Here is a 24,474-nt window from a genome sequence, read left to right as displayed (position 1 = left end):
AAACTCCGTCCCGAGGCCGTCCGAACCCCTCGCCCGGACGTTTCAACCGGCCTTCAGGATGAACGATGTTCGGCGGGGCCACGCGTGACGGCCATCACGCCGCGTTGAAGAACGCACACCGTTCTGCCAACCTGTTCGCCGGGGGGTTGCATGCGGACAGAACCAGAGCCGGCCCGTTATCGAGCCTTCATCAGCTACAGCCATGCGGACGCCGCCGTCGGAAGGCGGCTGCACCGCAAGCTCGACCGCTACCGGCTTCCCGGCAGACTGGTCGGACAGGTCACCGCCCGGGGTCCTGTGCCGCGTCGCCTCGGTCCCATCTTCAGGGATCGCGAGGATCTGGCTGCCGCCGACGATCTGAGCGCGGAGGTGCGGGCCGCCATCCAGAATTCGGGCTGTCTGATCGTGGTGTGCTCTCCGGCGGCGCGGCGATCGGCCTGGGTCTCGCGCGAAATCGAGCTGTTCCGCACCGTGCACCCCGATCGCCCGATACTGGCCGCCCTGGTCTCCGGCGAGCCCACCGACGCCTTTCCCCCTGCCCTGCTTCAGCCCGGCGCAGGGGGACAGAGCCGCGAACCGCTCGCCGCCGATCTGCGGCGCGAAGGCGACGGTGACCGTCTGGGGTTCCTGAAACTGGCCGCGGGCATTGTCGGTGTCGGTCTGGATGAACTGGTGCAGCGCGACGTGCAGCGGCAGCTGCGAGGCGTGACGGCGATCACGGGTACGGCGGTGGTGATCGCCCTAGTGATGGCGGTGCTGGCCTTCGTCGCGTTGCGAGCGCGTGCGGAGGCCGAACGCCAACGGGCTGAAGCCGAGGGAATGGTCGAGTTCATGCTCACCGACTTGCGAGACAAGCTGAAGAGCGTTGGGCGCTTGGATATCATGTCCGCCGTCAATCAGCGCGCACTGACCTATTACCAGAGCCAAGATGTCGACCGAGGGTCGCCGCAGTCGCTCGAACGGGGCGCGCGAATTCAACTCGTCATGGGCGAGGACGAGAAAGAGCTTGGCGACCTAACCTCCGCCTTAGGCCAGTTTCAACAGGCGCGTCGCACGACAGCCGCTCTGCTCAGGTCAGATCCGGATAACCCCGAGCGCATCTTCACACATGCCCAGAGCGAATACTGGGTGGGTTCCATCGCCTTCGCGCGAGGACAAAACGAAACGGCGAAAGCCGCTTTCGATTCCTATCTCGAACTGTCGGGCCGTCTTCTGGCGGTGCAACCCGGTACGCCCCGGTCTCTGCGCGAGGCCGGCTTCGCCCAAGGCAATCTCTGCACATTCTCCCTGTTGGCGAAGGACGAAGCTAAGTTGGCGTTGGAAAGGTGTCGCGCGGCAATGTCCCTCATGGAAGCCGCGGCGGCCGCGACGGGTGACCCCGACGGCTACGCCAAGGAACTGGCCGACCGTCATGCCTGGCTTGCCGACGCCTTGCGGGCCAACGACAGGCCCGCCGAAGCACGGGCGCACCGACTGGCTGAGGAGCGTCTGCTGGTCCGGCTGTCAGCCAAAGAGCCACGGAATATGGAGGTCCAGGAACGATGGGTGGCCCTTCATCGCGCCTATGCCGCCCTGGACTACGGAGAGCAACGTCCCGACCTTGCCCGAGACCAGTTGATCAAGGCTCGCGACGCCGCCGACGCCCTCGTTGCGTTCGAGCCGTCGAAGGCCCGTTGGCGGGAGCTTCGCCGCCAGATCGGCGAGGATTTGACCCTTTTGAAAACCCTGGAGGAGAAAGACCAATGACCGCCTCGACCCCCGCCCCGGGCTACCCGCTCGCTCCGTCCATGCCTGGCGCCTGGAAGCCCCTGGAAATTGTCTACACCCGCTACACCCTGACTGACGAAGATGGGGTGCGTGGTGATCCCAGAAGCTATGTGATCTGCCGAACGGATATCGAGGCCTTTGTGAAGGAACGGGCGGCCGGCGTGGCCCTGCCTCCGTGGACGCTCATTCGCGAACGCGGCCTCAAAGACCCGCATCCGGGTCCAAGCCGACCGATCGACATATACCTTGGCTGTCCATGCTATGTCGTGATCGAACTGGATCGAAACCTGCCTTGGCATTTCAAAAAGGGTATGCCGGGGATTGAGACAAAGGTCAGCGGCGCGCCTCTCGACGGGGATCTCAAGCATGTTCTGCGCGACGGTCGGATCGTGGGCGCAAACGGACCCACTGAAGACGGGTGCCGCATCCTTTTCTTTAGCGTCGAGCAGCGCGGTCCGTTCGAACACGCCGGCTTTATCTGCAATATCGACTTCGACCTCATGGCGCTGCGCGAGCCCGAGCCCTTCGTCGATCCGGACATCCCCAATAACGGCGGCAAGTTCCCGATGTTTCCCAGGTCGCCCTGCCAGGTGGCGTGATAAGTCTCCAGAGGCCACGAGGCTATTTTGAACACTTCGAATACGGGCGTCCTGCTCAGGATCATCGCCCTGGCCCGGTCCGGCGCGCTGGACCGGGCCTTGCGTCTTTTCAACGACAAGGGGCTGGCAAGCGTCGGGGACGACGATGCGGTGCTCAGCGTCAGGGGACGATTGCTCAAGGACCAGGCGCGGCGCGCCCAGGGTGACGACCGGATGCGTCTATGGCGCGCGGCGGGTGACGCCTATGGGCGAGCGGCGGATCTCAGCGGCAAGACCTATCACCTGATCAACGCCGCCACCCTGTCCCTGCTCGGGGGCGACGTGGGCCTCGCTCAGGACAGGGCGAGACGGGTGCTGGAAATCCTCGACAGCGGTCAGGACATCGCCGAGACGCCCTATTATCTCGAGGCCACGCGTGCCGAGGCCCTGCTCCTGCTTGAGCGGCGAGCCGAGGCCGAAGCGGCGCTTCAGGCCGCGGTTCGACTGGCGCCCTCGGCGTGGGAGGATCATGCCACCACCCGTCGGCAGTTCAGGCTGATCCTCTCCATCACCGGCGAGGATGATGGCTGGGTCGAGGTACTGCGCCCGCCTTCCAGTCTGCATTTCGCGGGCCCCATGACCCAGGTCGAGACGCCGCAGCTTCGGGAAGCGATCGACAGACTTCTGCAGGACTCCAGGACCGGCTTTGCCTTCGGAGCGCTCGCGGGCGGCGCTGACATTATCGTGGCGGAGGCCGTCCTCGACCACGGCGCCGACCTGGAAGTCGTACTACCCTTCCCGCCAAGGCAGTTCCGTGCGACCTCCGTCGAACCTCTCGGTCGGGACTGGTCCGCACGGTTCGACAGGATTCTCTCCCGAAGCACGCTCAGGCCTGTGCAGGAATCCGCACCCCACGCGGCCGGCCTCGCCCAGGTGAAGATCGCTGCGGAGGTGGCGATGGGACGCGCGGCCATGAATGCCCGGGCTCTGTCCGACGAAGCCATGCAACTGATCCTCGCCGACGAGGCTGGCGGCGTAACCCAGGGCTCGGTCACGCAATGGATCGAGACGAGGTGGCGCCGCTCGATGCGGCCACAACATATCATTGGGGGAAAGAGCACCTCCGATGTGAGGATCGCCGCCAGGGCCGACATCGCTCACGACGGCCTTTTCCCCGCGGCTGTGCTCGTATGCGCTTTCGATGAGGCCGTCCTTGGAACGGGGCATGCGACATCGGATGCGCCCGATCTGCTGGACAGACTTGATCGGTCAACGCGAAATCTGTCCCTGCTCATGCCCCCGGCCCAGGTCGGGCGCACCATACAGGCGGTGTTCGCCGAACCGGTAGACGCGGCGGAGGCGGCCCGCAGGATTGTCACGATCTGTGGCGATCACTGCCGCATCGCCGGCCACTACGCCGTCGCCGACTGGAAGCCCGGCCTCTTCGGCGCCCTGGCCCTGGCAGGGTCGACTACAATCTGGCCCGAGAGGCTTCTGGCCCTGACGCCCGCGGGCGCAATCTACGTCAGCGAAACCTTCGCGATGGCCCTACAGTCGGCTTCGCCAGACGGGACGAACCATACCGTCTGCCTTGGGGATGCAGGCAATCCGCCGCACTCGTTGGAAGTCTACGCGCTCGATCCAGAGGCTAGATGATCAGATCCTCGAGTCTTTGGACCGCGACAATGATCAAACAGCCCTGTTCGCGTCGGACAATCCCCCGGCGTTCGAGCGCGCTGATAGTCCGGGACACAGTCTCGCGAGTGGTGTTCAGACGGGCCGCAAGGACGGAAAATACGGGGACAGGCTCGATCCTCTTGCCGTCCTTCAGACGCGCGAGCCGTATCAACTCGGCATGGACCCGCCCCGGGGCTGACAATGTCACCCCATCCGCCATCCGCGCCGACGCTGACCGAAGCTGACGCAACAGCGATCTGACGAGAGCCTGTGCGATAGCGCCGTGACGCTCTGCCAGCGCGACAAAAGCCCTGCCGGGAACCACGGCCGCTCTCGTGGAATCGACCGCGATCACGTCCGCGTCATCGGGCAAGGCCTCGCCCGGCTCGAAGGCGCCGAAGATATCTCCGCCGGCAAACTCGTGGACCACGACCACACGCCCGGTCAGCCCAAAAGCTCGTGCCTGCGCTCGCCCGGCGAGGACCAGGAAGACCTGGGTTCCGCTATGCCCTGCAGGGTGGAGAATGTCTTTCGGCTGAAAACGCCGCTCGGTTGAGCAGCGCGTAAGATTCAGCGTCACATCGTCACCCCACCGGAAGGCAACCTCTACCGCGGTCTCGAAGCTCGCATGGTCCTGACCCATGAAGTCAACTCAACTCCTGTGAAGGAGCATGGCCGCCCCGATCCTGCCCGCCAGACAGACACGTTGTCCTGCCCCATGCAGGCCCGAGCCTTGCTTGAGGCCCAACGGATCACACCGTTCTCCGTAAGGTTACAGTTAGCGCCGAAGTGGCGACGGCGCCAGCAACTGCGGGACCCGCTACTGGCCTTGCAGCCCGTTGAAATCTCAACCGCCTTGCCATCCACGGGTTTGCGCCTCTGGGCACGGGAGCGGGGCCGCTTTCACGCCCACGTAGGCGGTACCCGTTCCTAACTCTTCCAGCGTAGCCGCTTCGCCTTGACCGGGTTGGCGAACGGTCGACCCTCGCCTTGGCTGGCCAACCATTCCCGCTTGAGCTGGACGTACCAGCGCGCCTGCTGGTCGGCGTCGCCGACCCAGAGGAAGGGCGGATGGTCGGTCAGGCCCCGGCTCTGGGCGGTGATCACCGTCTCGTCCTCGCGCAGGAAGCGGCGAACCGCGAGCCGGACCAGCGGCGCCAGCAGGCGCAAGGCGCCGAGGTCCGACCAGATGATCTGGGTCATCCGGGTCTCGTGTTCCGTCACGGGGGTCATGGCCGACAGGGCGAGGACCGAGCGCGCGCCCAGGCGCAGATGCTCCCAACGAAGCCCGGGCAGGCGGAAGACGATCTCGGTCACCGGAGACGCCCCGAGGAGCCGATACAAACGGCCGCTTTCCGACGGGGCATGGCCGACCATGGTGAAACCCTCAGGGGACGGGACGAAGGCCTTGGACTTCACCCTGACGCGCGTCGGCTTTCGCCACCACCATTGACGATGGACATAGGGGCCGTGGGCGGGGTCCACGAGGCCGAGGATGGCGTGGTCGACGTGGACCGGATAGTCGATGGCCGCCACCGCCAGCGGGCGGCGGCCCGCCACGCCGGGAATGACGGGCGGCGGGTGATCGGGCTCCGCGCGGTCCTGCGTCATCCAGATCCAGATCAGACCCTGGGCCTCCACGACCCGGAACGTGGAGACGCGGATGGTCTCGACCGTGAAGTCCGGGTCGGCGTTTGCGGGCGTCGAGGCGCAGACCCCGTCCGTACGGAACCGCCAGCCGTGGTAGGGGCATTCGATCAGGTCCTCGCCCCGGTCGCCGCGCGCCGTCCGCCCCGCCGACAGGGGAACGGCCCGGTGCGGGCATCGGTCGCTGAGCGCCCAGACCTCGCCGGATGAGGCGCGGCCGAGAACCACCCGCAGGCCCAGAATCTGGCGCGGCGCGAGCCGCCCCGGGGCCAGATCGTCGCTCACGGCCGCGACGTACCAGCTGTTCCACAGGAACCCCTGGCCGAGCCGTGCGCCGCCTTCGCGCCGGACCTCGCTCCGGGAGGTCAGGATATCGACGACGACGGTCAAGCCCGGTTCTCCGAGCCCGACGCCGGCCATTCCCGGAACCGCCGTCCCATCGTCCGGGCCTTCATTCGGGCCGGCGAGGCCGCCGGCGGGCTCGAGGCGTCGAATACCAGCCGGCCGTCACCGAAGGTTGACCAGGCGGCCTGGAGCGACCCTTCGCCGCTCCCGCCGGGGGCCATCGTCCCGTCAAAGGCCCTGACCCAGCCACCCCTGTCCCAGATGTCCTGGACCAGCCGGTTGACCGACCGGCGATGGGCGGTGAAGTGGACGACCACCCCGACGCCCAGCTCGGCCAGCCGCCGGACGATGTCGAGGCCGTGGGCGTCGGCGACGTTGATCACCAGGGCCTGAGGCGCGGGAAACGGCGCGGTCAAGGGAAGAAGGGCGCGCTCCATATCACTCCCCTTGAGGCGTCGGTTGCGCGGCGGCCTGCCCCGCCTCGGTCGGTTGAGCCCGGACGCCGGCGACCTCGATCTCCGGATGGTAGAGGCCCGTGAACTGGCCCACGGCGAAGCCGGCGGCCATGCGGCCGATGTTGCGACGCGGACCATAGGCGGCGCAGGGATCGGGACGGGGGATGTCGTGGACCTTGCGCGCCTTGCTGGCGAAGGCGTCGCCGACCGCATCGCCCATGGGCTCGGCCATCTGCAGGGCGTCGCCGATCCGCGAGAGCGACGGCGAATCCCGGCCGACATACTGGGCGTTGCGCGCCCAGGAGACGGCGGCGAGCTGACGCCCCGAGCCGGCCTCCAGCAGTTCGGACTCGATCGCCAGGCCGCCGGTGGCGCCGGGCGCACGCAGATCGATCACCGGCACGAAATAGCCGACGGCGGCGCTGGCCGCGGATCCGATACGACCGGTCGTCTGCAGCCGGACGACCGCAGTCCGGACGGTCGCTGTTTCGGCGGACGCCAGCGGCGCGATGGCGAAACGTTCGCTGACCTCGAAGCAGATCTGACGATCGACCTCGTTGAGCACGCGGGTGCGCTCCGACGGGGTCAACCGGTCGCCCACGCCCGCGGCGAAGACGGCGTGTTGGAGGAAGACGGAGGCGACGGCGTCGGAAGCGGCGTCGTCGCGGCGCTGGCTGACGGAGGCGCTGCGGCTGCCCGGCCGCTCGAAGCCGTCGTAGCTGGCGAGATAGCCCGAGCTGGGCGCGGGTGTGGTGTGGCAGGCGCCAAGACCGGCGGCGGCCAGGAGCGGAACGAGGACGATATGGGGCTTGAACATCAGGGTCTCCGGGGGTTTGGAAGGCAGGCGAGCGGAAGCAAGGCGCCGTCGAGCACGACGCCGGGGGAAGCGGTGGGCAGGGTTCGGAAAGAGGCCCGATCAGGTCGGGCCAACCGACTTCAGGGCAGGGTCAGAAGGGTCGGAATGAAGCCTTCGAAGCGCAGGGTGGTCAGGGCCGCCAGCAACGGGATCGCGGCCAGCATGATGGCGCCGTCCAGCACCGTCGTGACGAAGCGGCAGGGGTCGATCTGAAGCGTGCGCTCATCACTCCACAGCGACCAGCGCGGCCAGTATCGCGGCGTCACGGCCGTGTACCGCTCATAGTCGGGCCCGAAAGCGCCCCGCAGGAAGGCCTCTTCCCGCAGCACGGTCGCCTGCATGACCAGGAAGGTGAGCGCCAGGGCGCCGACGGCGAGGACGAGACTGCCGGTCTGGGCGCCGACGCCGAACGCCGCCAGGAAGCTGAAGACATAAAGGGGGTTGCGGCTGACCGAATAGGGTCCTCGCTGAACGATCTCATGCGTCTTGCGGCCGCCGATATAGAGCGAGCACCAGCCGCGCCCGACGATGGAGGCGAAGATGGCGAGCTGGCCGGCGCCGACCAGAAGCGTCTTCAGGACGGTCTCTTCCGCCAGCGGCCGGGTGACCGCCGCCGCGCCGACGAAGAGCAGGACCACGCCCGCCAGCAGGGCCTTGCGCCGCAGTTGCACGCGCCTGAGCGCGGCACTTTCACCGGCAGACGAAGGCGTGGAAAGGCCATTGGGTCGGCCGGTTTGCGGGAGGGACATCGTCGTCTCGTCTCGATTGATCGCGCCCGCTGATCCGGCGCTCCGTCAATGACGCCGCCACACCCGAACCCTCTCAATCGCGAATACAAAAAATCAGAAAGGGCCATTGCGCGGCGCGGGAAGCCGTTCGAAACAGGCGAGGTCGCCATCGCGTCACGCAAGACAGGTCCCCCAGGTGACGCCAGGTCCCAAAGCCGAATTGCTCGCGGTCTACCTCGACCGCCGCCCCGCGCTGGTCCGCTTCTTCACGACGCGCACCGGCTCGCACGACCGCGCCGAGGACATCGTTCAGGACATCTATGTGCGGCTGCAGTCGATGTCGGACGAGGCCGCCGCCGGGGTGCAATCGCCCCTGCCCTTCCTCTACCGGATCGGCGGCAATCTGATGCTGGACGCCATCCGCGGCGGCCGGCGGGCGACCGAACGCGACAAGGCTTGGACCGACGCCTCCGGCGCCGCCGTGGACGGGATCGCCGTGGTCGACGCCCCCTCGCCCGAGGACGCCGCCTGGGCGCGGTTGAAACTGGATCAGGTCACCGCCGCCCTGGAGGGCGTGCCCGCCAAGGCGCGCGAGGCCTTCCGCCTGCACAAGATCGACGGCCTGACCCATGCCGAGGTCGCCGCCCGGATGGGGGTGTCCAGAAGCTCGGCCGAGAAGTACGTCGCCACCGTGCTCGCCCGGCTGCTGGAACAGGTCGGATGGCCATGATGTCGAGATTTCGCCATTTTCTCTTGTGGGGCGCCGCCCGTCGCGGCGTCTCTTCATCCGGACGCCTCTTCGGACGTCCTGCCCGTCTGATCGAAACCGCATGACCCGCCGCGATGATCCCTCCCCGTCCGTCATGGAACAGGCTTCGGCCTGGGCCGTGCGGCTGGCCGGAGACGAGGCCACGGAGGCGGACTTCCTGGCGCTGGAGGCCTGGCTGGCGCTCTCGCCGGATCACGCCGAGGCCTATACCCGGGCTGAGGGCCTGCTCGCGGCCCTCGATGATGACCGGGCGGCGCTGGACGCGGCCCTGACGCGCGCGGCCGCGTCTGCTGCGCCCGCCTTGCGTCCGCCTGTGCGAACGGGCCGCCCGGCGTACGGCGCCCGGTCCTGGCGCTGGGCCGGGGGCGGTCTCGCGGTCGCCGCCGCCGCTGTGGTCGCCGTCGTGGTGGCGCCGTCGCTGGGCAGCCATGCGGATGTCTATGTCACCGCCCCGGGCGAGCAGCGCACCGTGACCCTCGCCGACGGATCGACCATCGTCATGAACGGGGCCTCCCGTCTGACCGTGCGGCTGGACCGGCGCGAAAGGCTGGTGGAGATGGCCTCGGCGGAGGCGGCCTTCGACGTCGCTCATGATCCGAACCGCCCCTTCCGCGTCACGGTCGGCGAGAGCCGGGTCGAGGTGCTGGGCACCGCCTTCGACATCCGTCGCGGGCAGGACGAAACCCGCGTCGCGGTCACGCGTGGCGTGGTCCGGGTGTCCGACCTCGCCAACCCCGCTCACAATGTTCGCCTGACCCGGGGCCAGACCGTCGAGCGCGATGACGACGACGGGGTTCTGGAGGTCGAGACCGTCGCGCCGGAGACGGCCGGCTGGCGGACCGGGCGTCTGGTCTATGAGAACCGGCCGCTGTCCGAGGTCGTCGCCGACCTCAACCGCGCCTGGCCCACGCCGATCCGGGCCGTGGGCGCGGCGGCCGCCTTGCGCTTCACCGGTGTTCTGGCGCTCGACAGCCAAGGCCCCGATGACCAGGCGGCGACAATCCGTCGGCTGGAAGCCTTCCTGCCGGTGACCGCCGTCCAGCGTGACGGGGCGATCGAGCTCCGGCCCCGCTGATCTGTCGATGACGCCGGGATTTCGACGACAGGCTCTCGGGGCGGGCCTCCTCTGGCTTCTGGGCTGCGGAACGGCGCAGGCGGACGCTCAACGGCTGAGCATTCCGGCGCAGCCGATGCCGCGCGCCGTCCTGCAACTGGGCGCCCGGACCGGCATCTCGATCGGCGCGGGCGATGCCGCCGCCTGCGGCTGGTCGCGACCGGTGCAAGGGACATTCGAGGTCGAGGCGGCGCTTCGCCTCATGCTCTCGGGCAGCGGCTGCACCTACCGGCGCATCGACGCCCGGACGTTCCTGATCATTCGTCGGCCAGCAGCGCCGCGCCCCAGCCCGCCTGCATCGCCTGCGGAGCCCGAGGCGGTCGAACTGGGCGACGTCATCGTCACCGCCACCAAGCGGGACATGGCGCTGGCCGACGCCCCCTATTCCCTGTCGACCGTTGACGGCCTGTCGCTGGAGGCCGCGCCCCGGCTGGACACAGCGGCCCTGTCGACCCGGCTGGCCGGGCTGACCGTGACCAACCTGGGCCCCGGCCGAAACAAGCTGTTCGTCCGTGGCCTGGCCGACAGCGCTCTGACGGGCCAGACCCAGGCCATGGTCGGGATGTATCTGGACGACACCCGCCTGACCTATGACGCGCCGGATCCGGATCTGAGGCTGGTGGATCTGGACCGGGTCGAACTGCTGCGCGGCCCGCAAGGCACCCTGTACGGCGCGGGCGCCATCGGCGGGGTGCTCAAGCTGGTCAGCCGCGAACCCCGTCTTGATGTCTATGAGGGCGAGGCCACGGCGGGGCTGACCTTCGCCGACAATACGTCGCCGGGCCATTCCGGCGATGTGGTGTTCAACGCCCCGCTCCTGCGCGACCGTCTGGGTCTGCGGGTGGTGCTGTACGACGAAGTGCTGGAAGGGGTGGTCGACGACCCGGGCCTGGGCCTGACCAATACCGGCGCCACCCAGCGGAACGGCGGCCGGGTCAGCCTGCTCTGGCGGGTCAACGACCGGTGGGAAGCGCGGCTCGGCTCGGTGTTCCAGGAGCTGCACATCGACGACAGCCAGTATGCGTTCGAGCGGCTGTCACCCTACGAACGCGCGCTGTCGGTGCGCGAGCCGAGCAACAACGACTTCAACGGCGTCTCCCTCGCCGTCACCGGCGACTACGACTGGGGCCGGGTCCGGCTGACCAGCGCCTATCAGGGTCACGACCTCGACCGCCGCTACGACGCGACCACAGCCGCGGCCCGGTTCGGCGGAGGCGGCGGCCCCACGGCCTATGACGAGGCCGACAGCATTCGCGCCTTCGCCATCGAAGCCTCGGTGGCGGCGCCGACCTCGGACCCGATCGGCTGGCTGGCGGGCCTCTACGGCTCTCACTACAGCCACGACCGCACCGGCGAAGTGCTCGATCTGAAGCCCGACGCCCGGCTCTATCAGGCGGAGAAGCAGGATGAGACCAATGAAGGCGCCGTCTTCGGCGAGGTCTCCTGGGCGCCGCTGGACGGTCTCAAGCTCATTCTCGGCGGACGGTATTTCTACACCGCGACCCAATCCTCCACACGCGCCCAGCTGCGCGGCGGCGTCGCGGACGCCTTCGACGGCGAGAACACGGATGACGGCGTCGTCTCCAAGGCCGTGGTGGAATACGCCTGGCGCGACAATGTCCTGATCTTCGGTCAGGTCAGTCAGGGCTATCGGATTGGCGGCTTCAACGGCGGCGCCCTGCTGAACGGCGCCTATGGCCAGCCCGGCTCGGGCTCGCAGCCTTATCGGTCCTTCCGCCCGGACACCCTGCACAGCTATGAACTGGGCGTGCGCTGGCGTGCGTTCGACGAGCGCCTCGCCCTGCGGGTCGCCGCCTTCGTGGTCGACTGGCGCTCGATCCAGTCCGACCGGGTCTCAGGCGACGGCCTGCCCTTCACGGCCAATATCGGCTCGGGCAGCAATGAGGGGATCGAGCTGGAAGGCGTCTGGAAGGACGGTCCCCTGCGGATCGACTTCAACCTGATGGGCAGCAACCCGGTGCTGGATGCGTCCGACGACAGCTACCCCCTGGCCATCGACGGCGACCTGCCGGGCGTGCCGCGCGTGCTGGGCGCCGTCAGCGCGCGCCGGGACCTGTCCATACGCGGACGCAGGGCCTGGGTGAGTGGCTCGGTGGGTTATGTCGGGGCCTCGACCCAGCAACTGTCCCTGCTCACCACCACGGACATGGGCGGCTATCCGACGACGGAGGCGGCGGCCGGCTTCGACCTCGGCGCCTGGTCGGCGGTGCTGCGCATCGATAATCTGTTCGGCGGTGAAGGCGACACCTTCGGCTACGGCAATCCGTTCCTTGTGGGCGTCGAGACCGTCGCCACGCCGCAGAGACCCAGAAACCTGTCGCTGTCCCTGTCCCGGCGCTTCTGAACCCGAAGCCTCGCCGACGCGGTCAGTGAGACGCCGCAGCCTCTTCCCCGATCACGAAGATCTTGCCGGGGTTGAGGATATGGTTCGGGTCGAGGGCGGTCTTCAGCCGCGCCATCAGATCTCGCTCCTCCGGCGACCGGGACACGTGCAGGAAGTCGCGCTTGTGCAGTCCCACCCCGTGCTCGGCCGAGATCGAGCCCTTCACGCGCGCCAGCGGTTCGTAGACCAGACTCTCGACCTCGTGCCGGACGCCTTCGGCCGCGCCGTGAATATTGATGTTGATGTGCAGATTGCCGTCGCCGAGATGGCCGAACACCCAGACGTCGGCCGTGTCGCCGAAGCGGTCCGCAAGCGAGGCCTTGAGGGCGCCGACATAGGCCTCCATGTCGCCGATCTTCAGGCTGACGTCGAACAGGAAGATCGCGCCGCGGCGGGCGGTTTCGGCGGTGCCTTCCTCGCGCACCATCCACATGGCGGCGGTCTCCGCCGTCGACTTGGCCAGGACGGCGTCGGCGACGAGACCGGCTTCCAACGCCTCGCCGAGCAGGGTCTCGAACCGGGCCGCGTCGGCCTCCTGATCGGCGCCCATGGACTCGATCAGGGCGTAGTACCGGTGACCGTGCGGCAGGATCGGCGAAGCGGGCGCCGGCGCCGTCGTCGCCAGCCGATAGGTGTCGCCCCACATCACCTCGAAGGCGCACAGGGTCCCACCGAGCCCCCGGTGCGCCGCCTCCAGCAGCTTCGGCAGGGCCTCGAAATCCTCGACCGCCACCAGGGCCGTGCACTGGCTGGTCGGCCGGGTGCGCAGGCGCAGAACGGCGCGCGTGATGACCCCGAGCGTGCCTTCCGAGCCGATGAACAGCTGTTTGAGGTCGTAACCGGCGTTGTTCTTGATCAGGCTGTTCAGGCTGCTGATGACGGTCCCGTCGGCGAGCACCGCTTCCAGGCCCAGGACGTTGTCGCGCATCATGCCCCAGCGCAGCACCCGGTTGCCACCGGCGTTGGTCGACAGGACGCCGCCCAGGGTCGCCGAGCCCCGCGCCCCGATGTCGACCGGGAAGAAGAGATCGGCCGCCTCCGCCGCCTCCTGCGCCGTCTGGAGCTTGCATCCGGCCTGAACCGTCATCACCGAGTTGACGGTGTCGATGGCCTCGACCTGGGCCATGCGTTCCAGGGTGATGGCGATCATGTCCTGCGCATGGGCGCTCTCCACCAGATTGGTCAGGCCGCCGAAGGGTACGACCGGCTGGCCGGCGACGTTGCAGAGCCTGAGCGCCTGGGCCAGGTCCTCCGTCGAGCCGGGCCGCAGCACCGCCAGAGGCGTTCCGACGGGATAATAGAGGGTATGCACCTTCTCCCGGGCCGCCTCGCCGCGCAGCACATTGCCGGCTCCCAGCACCGCTTCAAGATCGTCGAACAGGCTCAACTCAGACATTCCGAAGTCATGCGCCGCAATCCCGGCGCCGGTCCGAGACTAGCGACCGCAGGCGCCGTTCAGGATGCGATTTGCTCATCTGATCATGCGTCAGATGAATGCCGCCGGCCGCCCCTCACATGGTTTCATTCGGCCGTTCGGCTGGGCCTCAACGGCCTCGCCGCCTATGGCGTGGGGATCGGAGCAAGAGGGACGGATATGGCGGGACGGCTGGCGAACAAGGTGGCCATCATCACCGGCGCGAGCCGCGGCCTGGGCGCCTGGTGCGCCGAGGGCTTCGGGGCCGAGGGCGCCGCCGTCGTCATCGCCGCCCGGTCCAGGGGCGAGGAACCGCACACCCTCGCCCACACGGCCGGGATGATCGAGGCGGCGGGCGGGGTGGCCTTTCCGGTCATCTGCGACGTCGCGGATCCCGCCTCGATCCAGGCCATGGTCGATGCGGTTCTGGACCGGTTCGGGCGCATCGACATCCTGATGACCAACGCCGTCTACTATGCGCCCGGGTCCTTCTCGACGATCAGCGCGGAGGACTGGGAGCGGCAGTTCCGGGTCAATGTGCACGGGGTCTTCCACGCCATTCGCGCGGTCCTTCCGTCCATGATCGAGAACCGCGGCGGCGCCATCATCACCGTCTCCTCGGTGGCCGCCGGGAAGATCAGCCACTACGGGGCGACCAAGCGCGCGGTCGCCGGAATGACCCTGGGCTTCGCCGAGGAGCAGCGAGAGAACGGGATCGCGGTCAACGCCCTTCGCCCCGTCGCGGCGATCCGGACGCCGGGCTGGGAAGAGTCGCGGCCCGCCGAGGTCCTGCAGACGCGGGCGCATCGGGTCTCGCCGCCGGACAGCTATGTCGAGGCGGCCGTCCTGCTGGCCATGCGCACCGCCACCGAATGTTCGGGTCAGGACCTGACGGACGCAGAGACGATCAAACGCTTCGGCGCTCCGGAAAGTCTGGCGCATTTCAAGGCGATGAACGCGCCGGTGTGGAGCGAGGGGCTCTGAACCCCCTCGCCCGCCGAATGAAACGATAGAAAACTCGCATGAAGATCGGTACTGCGACGGTGTAGGCTGGCGGCGTCGAAGCCTGCGCGCCGAGACCAGACGGCGATGCGCCTGCATTTCCAAGTATGAATTCCCGCTCGGCGAGCATGCCACAGAAGAGCGGAAGACATTCCCTACAAAATATCGCCGATCTCTCCGCATCGGCTCGCACGATGCACTTTCGCTATATTATCATGCCTTGAACAAAGACGGGGGCGGGATACCGTTTCCGGAACCTCGGATAAACCGGGGACGGGAGGATAGAATGAAAGCTTGGCTCGGCCGTAAGGGCCTCATGCTGGGGGTGTCTTTCGTCGCGCTGGCAAGCGCGCCGACGATGGTTTGGGCGCAGGACGCGGCGCCCACCGCACAGGACGCCCAGGCCACCACCGTCGATGACATCATCGTCTCGGCCCAGCGGCGGGATCAGAACAAGCAGGACGTCCCCGTCACCGTCACCGTTCTGGGCGGCGAACAGATCGACCAGGCCCGGATCCAGACGGTCCAGGACGTCGTGGCCCGCACCCCGGGCCTGCAGTTCGACGCCTATCCGTCCAGCGAACCCCGGCTGTCGGTGCGCGGCGTGTCGTCCTCCGACCGCGGGGCCGCCGGCGACCCCAGCTCGGCCGTCTTCGTCGACGAGGTCTATTACGGTCGCCCGGCCGCCATCAATTTCGACAGCTTCGACCTGCAGCGCATCGAGGTCCTGAAGGGGCCGCAGGGCACCCTGTTCGGCCGCAACGTCGTCGGCGGCGCGGTGAACGTGGTCACCAACCGGCCCGACCTCAACAGCTTCGACGCCGCCGTCGAGGGCTCGCTCGGCAACTTCAACAGCCGCGACCTGGCCGGGTTGATCAACATTCCCTTCGCCGACGGCAAGGCGGCGGTGCGAATCGGCGCAGGCATCCATCAGCACGACGGCTATGTCGACCGCATCGTGGACGGCGACAAGGAAGGCGACGTCGACGATCAGGACTCGCAGAGCGGCCGCATCCAGCTGCGCGTAGAGCCGGTCGAGACCTTCCGCATGAACCTGACGGTCGACTACGCCCGCGACCGGGCCCACGGCCCGTCCAACCGCGCGCTGTACGACGACGGCAGTGGGGCGCTGAGCGGCCTGTATGTCATCAACTGGGACCGCGACTACAACAACTCGACCTTCGACGGCCGGCAGGATCGCGACACCTGGGGCGTGCGCGCCAAGGCCGAGTGGGACCTGCCGTTCGCGACCCTGAGCTACCTCGGCGCCTATCGCGATCTCGACTACGACGCCCTCTATGACTTCGACGGTTCGGCGACCCCGACCGGCCTGCCCGAAGGGCTGGGCGGCATCTCGGGCGGCACCGACGAGCAGAGCCAGATCGACAGCCACGAGCTGCAGCTGAAGTCCCTGCCCGACAACCCCCTGACCTGGGTTCTGGGCCTGTACCGCTACCACGGCGACACCCGCCGGACCGCCTCGTCCTTCCTGGACTTCGAGGATCTGTTCGGCCTCGTGATCGACGAGTTCATCACCCAGGACAACGAGACTGTCTCGACCGCCGTCTATGGCGACATCACCTGGCCGGTCACGGACAAGCTGAACGTCTTCGGCGGCGCCCGCTACACCCGCGACGAGAAGGACATCGTCTCGACCGGCCTCAGCAACGTTCCCGGCACCTTCAACGTCAACGACGAATACACGAACGTGGCGGCGGGCGACGACTGGGGCGCGGCGACCTGGCGGATCGGCGCCGACTACCACTTCTCGCCGGACGTGATGGGCTACGGCTCGATCTCGCGCGGCTTCAAGAGCGGCGGCTTCCAGGAAAGCCCGGGCGACGCGGCCGAGGCCGTGGTGCCCTATGATCCGGAGTTCATCACCAACTATGAGCTGGGTATCCGCACCCAGTTCCTCGACCGGACGGTGACGTTCAACGCCTCGGTCTATCTGGCCGACTACACCGATCTGCAGGTCCGGATTCCCTCGGGCACCGGCCTGAAGACCGCCAACGCCGGCGAGGCCCGCATCGAGGGTCTGGAGACGGAGTTCGGATGGAACCCGGGCAACGGCTTTTCGGTCAACGCCACCTATGCCTACACCCACGCCCGCTTCACCGACTACACGACCATCGAGAGCGGCGTGGCGGTCGACTATTCGGGCAATCACCTGACCCGCATTCCGGACCACAAGTTCACCCTGTCGCCCGCCTACGCCTTCAACCTGGCCTCGGGCGCCGAGATCAAGGTGGCGGCCGACTATGTCTATGAAAGCAAGATCTATGACGACCAGAGCAATCTGCCGCCCGAGATCCGCGACCCCACCAGCTTCGTCGACGCCCGGATCATCTACACCGACCCGGCGGACCGCTGGTCCTTCTCGGTGTGGGGCAAGAACCTGACCGACGAACAGACCAAGACCTATGAGGGCACCTTCGCCGGCGTGACCTTCGGGTCGTTCAACCCGCCGCCGACCTATGGGGTGACGCTGCGGTACAACTACTGAGCCCTTTCGGGTCTCGACCTCCCCGAAACTGGCGTCTTCCCAAGGCCTTCGGCCAACGGAGACGGGACGTGCGTTTCTTGTGATCACCGACCTCAAGGTCCCGGACGGCGCCCGTCGTCCGGGACTTTTCTTTGTCCGGTCAGTCGCGATAGCCGGGGCTGACGCGATCGAGGCGGCGCAGCAGGGCCGGCCAGGCGATGCGGTCGGCCAGGGCGCCCATCGGACCCTTGGTCTGACGCTCGACCGTTTCCGGAATGCCCTCGGGCGGCGGGTTGAGCCCGTCGCGTCCGGCCGCCAGCATCATCACCTGGGCCTCGCAGGCGCGCTCGAGGATGTACATGCGCAGGAAGGCCTGCCCCACCGTCTCGCCGACCGTCAGGGTGCCGTGGTTCCTCAGGATCAGGGCGCTCTTGTCGCCCATGTCGGCGACGATCCGGTCGCGTTCGCCCAGGGCCTCGGCGATGCCTTCGTGGTCATGATAGGCGACGTCGTGGTGGGCGATCATGGCCGTCTGGGTGTGGGGCAGGAGCCCCTCCTTCATCGCCGAGACCGCCTGGCCGTGCGGGGTGTGCAGATGGATCACCGCATTGGCGTCCTCGCGCGCCATATGGATGGCCGAATGGATGATGAAGCCCGCCGGATTGACCACTCCGCCGGGGACGTCGTCGACGATGTTCCCCTCGACATCGATCTTGATCAGGTTTGAGGCGGTGATCTCGTCGAACATGTTGCGATAGTCGTTGATCAGGAAATGGTGCTCCGGCCCCGGAACGCGCGCCGACAGATGGGTGAAGATCAGATCGTCCCAGCCGTAGAGGGCTACCAGCCGATAGGCGGCGGCCAGGTCGACGCGTTGGGCCCACTCCTCGGGCGATACGCGATCGCGAAGCGTGGGAACCGGTTTCAGCTGGGCCGTCATGTTTGTTTCTCCCTTGAGTTTCACCGACGGTATCTCCAGACCGGATCAGAGATTGTCGCGAACGCGACAATCGGGGGAGGCGCACCATGCTGACGGCGGAACAGAAGGCTGCGATGGCGGCGGACGGCTGGTTCGGCGCCCTGCCCGCGTCCCGCCAGGCGCTGCTGCTCGATCAGGCGACACCTCTGAAACTGGCCGACGGCGCGCGCCTGTACGGCGCCGGGGATCCGCCCAACGGTCTGTGGGCGGTGGTGGAGGGCCAGGTCCGGCTCATGGCCTATCCCACCAGCGGATCCGAGGTCGTCATCCGGCGGCTCGGTCCCGGAAGCTGGTGCGGCGAACTCTCCACCCTCGACGATGGGCCGAGACCCCAGGATGCGATCGCGTTCGGCGGGACGCTCGCGCTCAACATCCCGCAATCCAGGTTTGTGCGAATGGCCGAGGCCGAGCCCGCGCTCTGGCGGGATCTGGCTCTGCTCGGCTGCGCCCATCAGCGCGAGTCCCTGAGCTTCATCGGCCAGAGGGTGGTTCAGCCGCCGCCCGTGCGCCTTGCCACGGCCCTGCTGAATGCCGCGGCGAACACGGGTTCGGACGTTCCGACGCTGCGTCAGGCCGAACTGGCGGTGCTGGTCGGGGTCAGCCGACAGACGCTGAACCGCTATCTGAAGGCCCTGGAACGCGACGGGCTGGTGCGCGCGGATTACGGCCGCGTCGCCCTTCTGGACGTCGAGCGCCTGACTCTTCTGAGCCGTCGAAACGAGCCTCCGGCTCAGCCCGTTGGCCTATGATTCCATTTGGCCTTTGCATGCAGCAGCCGCGCTTCGTCCGCTAACTTCGGAGGGCTCCTGATCGGGGGAGCGACAAGGACGCTCCGGGTTGCGGCAATCACGAACGCTCTACGACAAACTCGTCGATGACCACCGCGTGCGCAGTTTCGACGCGGTCGACAGCGCCCTGCTGCTCTATGTCGATCGGACGGTGCTCAACGAATACACCAGCCCCCAGGCCTTCACCGGACTGCGTGAGGCCGGACGCCCCGTGTGGCGACCGGAAGCCGCCTTGGGCGTCGTCGACCATGTGAACCCCACCGCCGCCCGCCGTGTCAGGGCCATGCCGGATCCGGGCGGGCAGAACCAGACAGACTATTTCCACGAGAACTGCCGCGACTTCGGCATCGAACTCTACGACATCCTGCATCCGCTGCAGGGCATCGAGCATGTCGTCATGACGGAGACGGGGCGCGTCCTGCCCGGGATGGTGATCGCGGCGGGGGATTCCCACACCACGACCTACGGCGCCCTGGGGGCCCTGGGCTTCGGCATCGGGACATCGGACATCGAACACTATCTGGCGACCCAGACGGTGACCTACAGCCGGCTCCAGACCCTGAGGGTCGAGGTGACCGGCGCGCTGGGACCGGGCGTCGCGCCGAAGGATGTGGTGATGGCCCTGATCCGCGAGATCGGGGCGGCGGGCGCGACCGGGTTCGCGATCGAGTTCTGCGGCGCCGTGATCGAGGCCATGAGCGTCGAGGGGCGGATGACGATCTGCAACATGGCCGTCGAGTGTGGCGCGCGCGGCGCCCTGGTCGCGCCCGACGACAAGGTGTTCGCCTATCTCAAGGACAAGACCGGCCTGACGACGGAGGCCTGGCGCGACGCGGTCGCGGTCTGGCGGACACTGAGGAGCGATCCCGACGCCCGGTTTGACCGCACGGTGGTTCTGGACGGCGCCCGGATCGAACCCATGGTGACCTGGGGCACGAGCCCGGATCAGGCCCTGCCCATCGGCGCCGTCGTACCCGATCCGGAGGCGGAGCCCGATGCGGCCGTCCGCCGGGATCTGAAGCGCGCACTGGACTATATGGGGTTGACGGCCGGCATGCCGCTGGAGGCCGTCGCCATCGACCGAGCCTTCATCGGCTCATGCACCAATGCCCGTATCGAGGACCTGCGCGAGGCGGCCGAGGTGCTGCGCGGACGGCGTATCGCAGACGGCGTCCGCGGGATGGTCGTGCCCGGTTCGAGCGCGGTGAAGCGGCAGGCCGAGAGCGAGGGCCTGGACAAGATCTTCAGCGAGGCCGGGTTCGAGTGGCGTCAGTCGGGATGCTCCATGTGTCTGGCCATGAACGATGACGTCCTGGCGCCCGGCGAGCGCTGCGCCTCCAGCACCAACCGCAATTTCGAGGGCCGGCAGGGCCTCGGCGGCCGGACCCATCTGATGAGCCCGGCCATGGTGGCGGCGGCGGCGATCGCGGGGCGGTTGACCGACAGCCGACGACTGGACCGGTGAGCATGGAGCCCTTTTCGATCGTCTCCGGGACCGCGGCGCCCCTGCCCGCCGCCAATGTCGACACCGACGTCATCATGCCCAAACGCTACCTCAAGGGGGTGGACCGCGACGGGCTGGCCATCGGCGTCCTGCATGAACTGCGCTTCGACGCCGAGGGCCGTCCGGACCCGACCTTCATTCTGAACCGCCCCGGCTGGACCGATGCGGCCTTCCTCGTCGTCGGCCCGAACTTCGGCTGTGGCTCCAGCCGGGAGCATGCCGTCTGGGGCCTGCGTCAGCTGGGTATTCGCGCCCTGATCGGCACCAGCTACGCCGGCATCTTCTACGACAACTGCGCCCGCAACGGGCTGCTGGCCGTCACCCTGACGCCCGAGGAGATCGCGGAGCTTCTGGCCCTGGTCTCGGACCCCGCCCGCAACCGCCTGACCATCGACCTGCCGGCCCAGACCCTGACCACGGTCGAGGGCGACATCCATTTCGAGATCGACGCGAATCTCAAGCTCAGGCTCATTGAAGGTCTGGACGGGGTCGGGGCGACCCTGAAGGACGCCGATCGGATCCGCGCCTTCGAGGCGGCCTATCATGCCGAGCGACCCTGGTTGGCCGGCGGGCGTCGCTCCAGCTACTGACTGTCACCGGCCCAACAGAGAACCCGAATGTCCGCTTCCCGTCACCGCGTCGTCGTCACCCAGCGCTTCTTCGACGAGGCCACGATCGCCTATCTGGAGGACAACGGCTGCGAGGTGGCGATCGTCGATCTCGCGCCCGGAACGGCGGACGGCGACCTGAACCACGACCAGCTGGTCCAGCTGCTGGCGAAGGCCGACGGCTGGATCGTCGGCCATGCCCGGGTCACCCGCGCCCTGCTGGAAGCCCTGCCGAAGCTTCAGATCATCTCGCGCCGGGGCGTGGGTTATGAGCGGGTCGATCTGGACGCGGCGCGCGATCTCGGCCGGGTGGTGGCCATCGGCGCGGGCGGCAACGATGCGTCCGTCGCCGACCACACCATCGGCATGATGCTGGCCATCGCCAAGCGGCTGCGGGAATCCCAGGCCAATATGCAGGCCGGGAAATGGGGCATCCTCACGGGCTCGGACCTCTATGAGAAGACGGTCGGGGTGATCGGTCTGGGCCGGATTGGCAAGAGCCTGGTCAAGCGGCTGAGCGGCTTCGACGCCCGGGTTCTGGCCCTGACGGCCGATCCCGATCCCGCCTATGCCGAAGCGACGGGCGTCGAATATGTCGATCTGGATCGGCTGCTGGCGGAGAGCGACTACGTCACCGTCCACGCCCCCCTGACGCCCGAGACCCGGTATCTGATCAATGCCGGAACCCTGGCCCGGATGAAGCCCGGCGCCATCCTGATCAATGCGGCGCGCGGCGGTCTGGTCCAGGACGCCGACCTTCTGGACGCCCTGCGCTCCGGACACCTGGCGGGCGCCGGTCTTGACGTCTTCGTCAGCGAGAGCGATCCGACCTTCATGGAAACCACCAACGCCCTCCTCGCCCTGCCCAATGTCGTGGCCACGCCTCATGCGGCCGCCTCCTCGCGCGAAGGGCTGAACCGGACGAACAGGATCGCGGCGGAGTCCGTGGTCGCGGTTCTCGCGGGCGGCGACCCGGCGCCGGGTTGCGTGGTGGCCGACGGCAGAGCGGGACGGTGACGACATGGCGGACGACGCAACGGACTGGCAGGGCCTGACGATCTGGATCACCGGCGCCTCCTCCGGCATCGGCGAGGCCCTGGTCCGGGAGGCGGCGGGGCGCGGCGCGGCCCTGATCCTGTCCGGCCGCCGGGTGGAGGCCCTGAATCGGGTCGCGCGCGACATAGGCGGCGAGACCCTGGTCCTGCCGTTCGAGGCCACCGACTATGACGCCCTGCCCGCCGTGGTGGAGGCCGCCCTCGCCTGGCGCGGCGGCGTCGATTTGCTGATCAACAACGCCGGCGTCAGCCAGCGCAGCCTGGCCGTCGATACCCGGTTCGAGGTCTATCGCGATCTGATGGAGATCGACTTCTTCGCCCCCTTGCGCCTGACCCAGTTGGTCCTGCCTGCCATGATCGCCAAAGGGCGTGGCCATGTGGCGGTGATCAGCTCGGTCGCCGGCAAGGTCGGGACGCCGCTGCGCACCGGCTACAGCGCCGCCAAACACGCCTGCATCGGCTATTTCGACGCCCTGCGCGCCGAGCTGGAAGCGTCCTGCGGCGTCCGGGTCACCACCGTCATGCCCGGCTATGTCCAGACCAATGTCTCGGCCAACGCCCTGACCGGCGACGGTTCGCCCCTGGGGACCACCGACGGCAATATCGCGGCGGGCATCGACCCCGCCGTCGCCGCCCGCGCCATCGTTGACGGTCTGGCCGCCGGGGCGCGAGAGATCGTCATCGCCGGCGAGCAGGAAAGCCAGGCCCTGACCCTGCGCGCCACCGCGCCCGAGCTGCTGTTCGACATCCTCTCCGGCGAGGGCGCACGGCTGATGGCGGCCCGTGGCGGCGACGGCCCGAACGCCACCCTGTCGGCCGATCTGGTGACCAAGGCCTAGCTCTCCGACCTCCGCCGTCATGCAAAACCCGAATGGATAGATCGGGACCGCGAGGGGCGCGTACGACGCCACCATGGCCTAGGTTGCGGAACCGGCGCGGGCGAGGCGAGACCCGTTCAAAGGCGCGCCAACAACGATAAGATCATCCAGGGACGGAAAATATGCTGGCGCTACTGGGCTTTGCCACCATCGGGCTGTTCATCGCCCTGGTCATGACCAATCGCCTGTCGGCGGTGGCGGCCCTGATCCTCATTCCCGTGGTGTTCGGCCTGCTGGGCGGCTTCGGCTTCGGCCTGGGCGAGATGATGGTCAAGGGCATCATCCAGACCGCGCCGACGGCGGTGATGCTGGTCTTCGCCCTCCTCTACTTCCTGATCATGTATGAGGCCGGCCTGTTCGAGCCCTTCATCAACGGCATCCTGAAGCTGGTCGGCGACGACCCGGTCAAGATCGTGGTGGGGACGGCGGTGCTGGTCATGATCGTCGGCTTCGACGGCGACGGCGCCACGGCGGTCCTGATCACCATTAGCTCGATGTACCCGATCTATCGCCGGGTCGGCATCAACCCCCTGATCATCGCCCTGATGCTGGGGCTCATCAATCCGCTGATGAACTGGCTGCCCTGGGGCGGACCTGCGGCGCGCGCCGCGATCTCGCTGAAGGTCGACGTCGCCGACATCGTCGGCCCGATGATCCCGGCCCTGATCATCTCGCTCGGCGCGACCCTGGTCTTCGCCTACTACCTGGGCCTCTCGGAGCGCCGCCGCCTCTCCAGACTGGCCGTCGCCTCCGGGCCGGAGCTGGAGGAGCACGATCTGCTGCCGCGCGAGCGCAAGGTCATCACGCCCCGGAACTTCTGGTTCAACCTGCTGCTGACCGTCGGCATGATGGGTGGTCTGGCCGCCGGCCTGGCCCCCCTGCCCGCCCTGGTGATGGTCGGCTTCGCCATCGCGGTGACGGTCAACCTGCCCAACATCAAGGAACAGCAGGAGCGGCTGAAGCCGCATGGCGCGACTGTGATGATGCTGGTCACCCTGGTGCTGGCCGCCGGCGCCTTCACGGGCATTCTGGACCAGACCGGCATGGTCAAGGCCATGGCCGACAGCCTGATCTCGGTGGTGCCCGAAAGCTGGGGCCCCTTCTTCGGCTATATCTCGGCCCTGCTCAGCATGCCGCTGCTGATCATCCTGTCGACCGACGCCTTCTATTTCGGGGTTCTGCCCATCCTCGGCCATACCGGCGCGGCCCATGGCGTGGCGCCGGAGGTCATCGCCCGCGCCGGCCTGATCGGCATGCCGATGCATTCCCTGAGCCCGCTGATCGCGCCGATCTATTTCGTGGCCAGCCTGCTGAGGACGGACGTCGGTTCGCTGCAGCGCTTCGCCTGGCCCTGGACCATCGCCCTGTCCTTCATCGCCCTGATCGCCGCGGCCCTGACCGGGGCCATCCCCTTCCCCTGA

At 67.9% G+C, this 24,474-nt stretch carries 21 protein-coding genes; 14 read left to right on the top strand and 7 right to left on the bottom strand.

The features are described 5' to 3' along the window. The first annotated feature begins 150 nt into the window (after positions 1 to 150). From AC1ROD_RS06135 to AC1ROD_RS06125, 3 genes are read left to right on the top strand one after another with little or no spacing between them, the layout of a single operon-like run. Positions 151 to 1,746 carry a toll/interleukin-1 receptor domain-containing protein gene (locus AC1ROD_RS06135; protein ID WP_492947365.1) on the top strand — a complete coding sequence of 532 codons (1,596 nt, stop codon included), beginning with the start codon at positions 151 to 153 and terminating at the stop codon, positions 1,744 to 1,746. Next, positions 1,743 to 2,366, top strand: a complete 624-nt coding sequence (locus AC1ROD_RS06130) for a nucleotide synthetase (protein WP_492947364.1) — start codon at positions 1,743 to 1,745, stop codon at positions 2,364 to 2,366. Before AC1ROD_RS06135 ends, AC1ROD_RS06130 begins: the two co-directional genes overlap by 4 nt. A 27-nt stretch (positions 2,367 to 2,393) precedes the next feature. Beyond that, positions 2,394 to 4,001 carry a tetratricopeptide repeat-containing protein gene (locus AC1ROD_RS06125; protein WP_492947363.1) on the top strand — a complete coding sequence of 536 codons (1,608 nt, stop codon included), beginning with the start codon at positions 2,394 to 2,396 and terminating at the stop codon, positions 3,999 to 4,001. On the opposite strand, the gene AC1ROD_RS06120 is transcribed toward AC1ROD_RS06125, so the two are convergent. The 5 genes from AC1ROD_RS06120 to AC1ROD_RS06100 form a co-directional block, all read right to left on the bottom strand. Next, positions 3,994 to 4,665: a Crp/Fnr family transcriptional regulator gene (locus AC1ROD_RS06120; protein ID WP_492947362.1), complete on the bottom strand. Its 672-nt coding sequence runs from the start codon at positions 4,663 to 4,665 to the stop codon at positions 3,994 to 3,996. The genes AC1ROD_RS06125 and AC1ROD_RS06120 overlap by 8 nt on opposite strands. Before the next feature lie 287 nt (positions 4,666 to 4,952). Continuing rightward, entirely contained in the window at positions 4,953 to 6,059 is a 1,107-nt protein-coding gene (locus tag AC1ROD_RS06115; protein ID WP_492947361.1) for a Rieske 2Fe-2S domain-containing protein, read from the bottom strand. Then, positions 6,056 to 6,430: a hypothetical protein gene (locus AC1ROD_RS06110; RefSeq protein WP_492947360.1), complete on the bottom strand. Its 375-nt coding sequence runs from the start codon at positions 6,428 to 6,430 to the stop codon at positions 6,056 to 6,058. The genes AC1ROD_RS06115 and AC1ROD_RS06110 overlap by 4 nt, the downstream gene beginning before the upstream one ends. A 22-nt stretch (positions 6,431 to 6,452) precedes the next feature. After that, positions 6,453 to 7,286: a DUF3313 family protein gene (locus AC1ROD_RS06105; RefSeq protein WP_492947359.1), complete on the bottom strand. Its 834-nt coding sequence runs from the start codon at positions 7,284 to 7,286 to the stop codon at positions 6,453 to 6,455. Between the two features lie 119 nt (positions 7,287 to 7,405). Then, positions 7,406 to 7,996: a methyltransferase family protein gene (locus AC1ROD_RS06100; RefSeq protein ID WP_492947358.1), complete on the bottom strand. Its 591-nt coding sequence runs from the start codon at positions 7,994 to 7,996 to the stop codon at positions 7,406 to 7,408. Positions 7,997 to 8,273: 277 nt separating this feature from the next. Here AC1ROD_RS06100 and AC1ROD_RS06095 point away from each other — a divergent pair, with 277 nt between their 5' ends. The 3 genes from AC1ROD_RS06095 (at position 8,274) to AC1ROD_RS06085 (ending at position 12,301) form a co-directional block, all read left to right on the top strand. Continuing rightward, positions 8,274 to 8,783 (top strand): RNA polymerase sigma factor, encoded by a 510-nt coding sequence (locus tag AC1ROD_RS06095; protein WP_492947357.1) that lies wholly within the window; start codon positions 8,274 to 8,276, stop codon positions 8,781 to 8,783. A 100-nt stretch (positions 8,784 to 8,883) separates the two neighbouring features. Further along, positions 8,884 to 9,897 carry a FecR family protein gene (locus AC1ROD_RS06090; RefSeq protein WP_492947356.1) on the top strand — a complete coding sequence of 338 codons (1,014 nt, stop codon included), beginning with the start codon at positions 8,884 to 8,886 and terminating at the stop codon, positions 9,895 to 9,897. A gap of 115 nt (positions 9,898 to 10,012) precedes the next feature. Continuing rightward, the gene (locus AC1ROD_RS06085) at positions 10,013 to 12,301 is read left to right on the top strand and encodes a TonB-dependent receptor (protein ID WP_492947355.1); all 2,289 of its coding nucleotides are present in this window, start codon (positions 10,013 to 10,015) and stop codon (positions 12,299 to 12,301) included. A gap of 22 nt (positions 12,302 to 12,323) precedes the next feature. On the opposite strand, the gene AC1ROD_RS06080 is transcribed toward AC1ROD_RS06085, so the two are convergent. After that, a complete protein-coding gene (locus AC1ROD_RS06080) occupies positions 12,324 to 13,736 on the bottom strand; it encodes an FAD-binding oxidoreductase (RefSeq protein WP_492947354.1) in 1,413 nt (470 codons plus the stop codon). A 198-nt stretch (positions 13,737 to 13,934) separates the two neighbouring features. Between AC1ROD_RS06080 and AC1ROD_RS06075 the strand changes: the two genes are divergently transcribed. After that, positions 13,935 to 14,738 carry an SDR family NAD(P)-dependent oxidoreductase gene (locus AC1ROD_RS06075; RefSeq protein WP_492947353.1) on the top strand — a complete coding sequence of 268 codons (804 nt, stop codon included), beginning with the start codon at positions 13,935 to 13,937 and terminating at the stop codon, positions 14,736 to 14,738. Positions 14,739 to 15,042: 304 nt separating this feature from the next. Next, complete coding sequence (locus AC1ROD_RS06070; protein WP_492947352.1) at positions 15,043 to 17,262, top strand: TonB-dependent receptor; 2,220 nt, start codon at positions 15,043 to 15,045, stop codon at positions 17,260 to 17,262. A gap of 139 nt (positions 17,263 to 17,401) precedes the next feature. Here the strand turns inward: AC1ROD_RS06070 and AC1ROD_RS06065 are convergent, their stop codons facing one another. After that, complete coding sequence (locus AC1ROD_RS06065) at positions 17,402 to 18,181, bottom strand: class II aldolase/adducin family protein (protein WP_492947351.1); 780 nt, start codon at positions 18,179 to 18,181, stop codon at positions 17,402 to 17,404. An 86-nt stretch (positions 18,182 to 18,267) separates the two neighbouring features. Between AC1ROD_RS06065 and AC1ROD_RS06060 the strand changes: the two genes are divergently transcribed. The 6 genes from AC1ROD_RS06060 to AC1ROD_RS06035 all read left to right on the top strand — a co-directional run bounded on the left by AC1ROD_RS06060 (position 18,268) and on the right by AC1ROD_RS06035 (position 24,474). Further along, the gene (locus AC1ROD_RS06060) at positions 18,268 to 18,969 is read left to right on the top strand and encodes a Crp/Fnr family transcriptional regulator (protein ID WP_492947350.1); all 702 of its coding nucleotides are present in this window, start codon (positions 18,268 to 18,270) and stop codon (positions 18,967 to 18,969) included. A gap of 88 nt (positions 18,970 to 19,057) precedes the next feature. Next, complete coding sequence (gene leuC / locus AC1ROD_RS06055) at positions 19,058 to 20,473, top strand: 3-isopropylmalate dehydratase large subunit (protein ID WP_492947349.1); 1,416 nt, start codon at positions 19,058 to 19,060, stop codon at positions 20,471 to 20,473. Between the two features lie 2 nt (positions 20,474 to 20,475). Then, positions 20,476 to 21,102 carry a 3-isopropylmalate dehydratase small subunit gene (gene leuD / locus AC1ROD_RS06050; protein WP_492947348.1) on the top strand — a complete coding sequence of 209 codons (627 nt, stop codon included), beginning with the start codon at positions 20,476 to 20,478 and terminating at the stop codon, positions 21,100 to 21,102. Positions 21,103 to 21,129: 27 nt separating this feature from the next. Next, positions 21,130 to 22,137 carry a phosphoglycerate dehydrogenase gene (locus tag AC1ROD_RS06045; protein ID WP_492947347.1) on the top strand — a complete coding sequence of 336 codons (1,008 nt, stop codon included), beginning with the start codon at positions 21,130 to 21,132 and terminating at the stop codon, positions 22,135 to 22,137. 4 nt (positions 22,138 to 22,141) lie between these two features. Next, positions 22,142 to 23,014: an SDR family NAD(P)-dependent oxidoreductase gene (locus AC1ROD_RS06040; RefSeq protein ID WP_492947346.1), complete on the top strand. Its 873-nt coding sequence runs from the start codon at positions 22,142 to 22,144 to the stop codon at positions 23,012 to 23,014. A 161-nt stretch (positions 23,015 to 23,175) separates the two neighbouring features. Then, positions 23,176 to 24,474, top strand: a complete 1,299-nt coding sequence (locus AC1ROD_RS06035) for a CitMHS family transporter (RefSeq protein ID WP_492947345.1) — start codon at positions 23,176 to 23,178, stop codon at positions 24,472 to 24,474.

Source organism: Brevundimonas sp. GW821-FHT12E07 (assembly GCF_058807035.1).
This window is presented reverse-complemented; position numbering and strand designations above follow the sequence as displayed.

Excerpts from the sequence above, each read along its gene's own strand:
- AC1ROD_RS06085 (WP_492947355.1), top strand. The coding sequence starts at position 10,013 with ATGCCGCGCGCCGTCCTGCAACTGGGCGCCCGGACCGGCATCTCGATC.
- AC1ROD_RS06075 (WP_492947353.1), top strand. The coding sequence starts at position 13,935 with ATGGCGGGACGGCTGGCGAACAAGGTGGCCATCATCACCGGCGCGAGC.
- AC1ROD_RS06090 (WP_492947356.1), top strand. The coding sequence starts at position 8,884 with ATGACCCGCCGCGATGATCCCTCCCCGTCCGTCATGGAACAGGCTTCG.
- leuD (WP_492947348.1), top strand. The coding sequence starts at position 20,476 with ATGGAGCCCTTTTCGATCGTCTCCGGGACCGCGGCGCCCCTGCCCGCC.
- AC1ROD_RS06035 (WP_492947345.1), top strand. The coding sequence starts at position 23,176 with ATGCTGGCGCTACTGGGCTTTGCCACCATCGGGCTGTTCATCGCCCTG.
- AC1ROD_RS06060 (WP_492947350.1), top strand. The coding sequence starts at position 18,268 with ATGCTGACGGCGGAACAGAAGGCTGCGATGGCGGCGGACGGCTGGTTC.
- AC1ROD_RS06045 (WP_492947347.1), top strand. The coding sequence starts at position 21,130 with ATGTCCGCTTCCCGTCACCGCGTCGTCGTCACCCAGCGCTTCTTCGAC.
- AC1ROD_RS06130 (WP_492947364.1), top strand. The coding sequence starts at position 1,743 with ATGACCGCCTCGACCCCCGCCCCGGGCTACCCGCTCGCTCCGTCCATG.
- AC1ROD_RS06105 (WP_492947359.1), bottom strand. The coding sequence starts at position 7,286 with ATGTTCAAGCCCCATATCGTCCTCGTTCCGCTCCTGGCCGCCGCCGGT.
- AC1ROD_RS06070 (WP_492947352.1), top strand. The coding sequence starts at position 15,043 with ATGAAAGCTTGGCTCGGCCGTAAGGGCCTCATGCTGGGGGTGTCTTTC.
- AC1ROD_RS06135 (WP_492947365.1), top strand. The coding sequence starts at position 151 with ATGCGGACAGAACCAGAGCCGGCCCGTTATCGAGCCTTCATCAGCTAC.
- AC1ROD_RS06080 (WP_492947354.1), bottom strand. The coding sequence starts at position 13,736 with ATGTCTGAGTTGAGCCTGTTCGACGATCTTGAAGCGGTGCTGGGAGCC.
- AC1ROD_RS06120 (WP_492947362.1), bottom strand. The coding sequence starts at position 4,665 with ATGGGTCAGGACCATGCGAGCTTCGAGACCGCGGTAGAGGTTGCCTTC.
- AC1ROD_RS06065 (WP_492947351.1), bottom strand. The coding sequence starts at position 18,181 with ATGACGGCCCAGCTGAAACCGGTTCCCACGCTTCGCGATCGCGTATCG.
- AC1ROD_RS06040 (WP_492947346.1), top strand. The coding sequence starts at position 22,142 with ATGGCGGACGACGCAACGGACTGGCAGGGCCTGACGATCTGGATCACC.